General features: G+C 56.3%; 1 protein-coding gene and 1 pseudogene. Both read left to right on the forward strand.

Annotation, left to right across the window (positions count from 1 at the left end; all coding sequences use genetic code 11):
• The first annotated feature begins 59 nt into the window (after positions 1-59).
• Positions 60-1,070, forward strand: coding sequence for an oligopeptide/dipeptide ABC transporter ATP-binding protein (locus Q0341_RS01435; protein WP_299510056.1), 1,011 nt, complete (start codon positions 60-62; stop codon positions 1,068-1,070).
• A pseudogene (locus Q0341_RS01440) lies at positions 1,067-1,256 on the forward strand (ABC transporter permease); the annotation flags it as partial. The gene Q0341_RS01435 and the pseudogene Q0341_RS01440, both read left to right, overlap by 4 nt.

The raw sequence follows: 1,256 nt of genomic DNA on the forward strand, positions 1-1,256 counted from the left end.
GTACCGATGCTTTCTCTTGTTGAGCCTGACCACCAAGTGGCTTGTTTTTTGGCGACACCATGACCCCATTGCTTCAAGTTCAAGAGTTGCGCAAGCACTTTCAGGTGCGAGTGCCAGAGGGCTGGCGTCAGCGAAAAGCCAGCTTGCGTGCCGTCGATGGCATTTCATTTGATTTGCACGCGGGTCAAACCCTTGGCCTGGTCGGCGAGTCTGGTTGCGGTAAAACCACCACGGCACGTCTCGTGCTGGGCTTGACCGATGCCACCCAAGGCCAAGTGTTGTTCAACGGCCAGCCCGTTGCGGCAAAGCGCGATGCGACTTGGCGAGCCCAGCGGCAAAACATGCAAATGGTCTACCAAAACCCACTGGGGGCATTGGACAGGCGTTTGAATGTGATCTCGCAAGTAGTTGAGCCTTTGCTGATCCACGGCTTGGGTGATGCGATTTCCCGAACGGAACAGGCCCAAGACTTGATGGTCTCCATGGGGCTTCCGAAGCCCTTGTGGCAACGCTATCCGCACGAGCTTTCTGGTGGACAACGCCAGCGCGTGGTGCTCGCGCGCGCCCTCATTCTCAAGCCCAGCTTGTTGGTGTGTGATGAACCCGTGTCAGCCTTGGACGTTTCGATTCAGGCCCAAGTGATCAATCTATTGCAAGACGTCCAAGAGCGTATGGGTGTGGCCTATTTGTTCATCAGCCACGACCTCAAGGTGGTTCGTCAAGTCAGCGACCAAGTGGCGGTGATGTATTTGGGGCACATCGTGGAGCAGGCGCCACCCCAGCAATTGTTCAGCGAACCCTTGCACCCTTACTCCCAAGCTTTGGTGTCTTCGGTGCCATCACTTTGGCAACGAAGCAATCCGAAGCGGCACATCTTGCAAGGTGATCCTCCCAGCCCGTTGTCACTGCAAAGTGCTTGTGTTTTTCAAAATCGCTGCCCGCACGCGCAAGCCATTTGCCGTGAGGTGCCGCCGCGTTTGACTCCTGTGACCTCTGAGCGTCAAGTCGCCTGTCATTTGGTCTCAGATCAGGCTGACTTGTCCGATGCACCTTTGGAGTCCCGCGCATGATGCGATTTTTGGTGATCCGGTTTTTTCGCGGACTCTTGACCTTGTTCTTGGTGCTCAGTTTTGCTTTTCTGATCCTGCGTTCAACGGGGGATCCCGCCATGTTGATCATGTCGGCCGACGCTCCGCCGGAAGCCCTGGAGGCTTTTCGCAAAGGGTGGGGCTTGGATGCCCCTTTGTGGCAGCAGT

Source organism: uncultured Limnohabitans sp. (genome assembly GCF_937889215.1).
In the GTDB taxonomy this organism is placed as follows: Bacteria; Pseudomonadota; Gammaproteobacteria; order Burkholderiales; family Burkholderiaceae_C; genus Limnohabitans_A.

Excerpts from the sequence above, each read along its gene's own strand:
- Q0341_RS01435 (WP_299510056.1), top strand. The coding sequence starts at position 60 with ATGACCCCATTGCTTCAAGTTCAAGAGTTGCGCAAGCACTTTCAGGTG.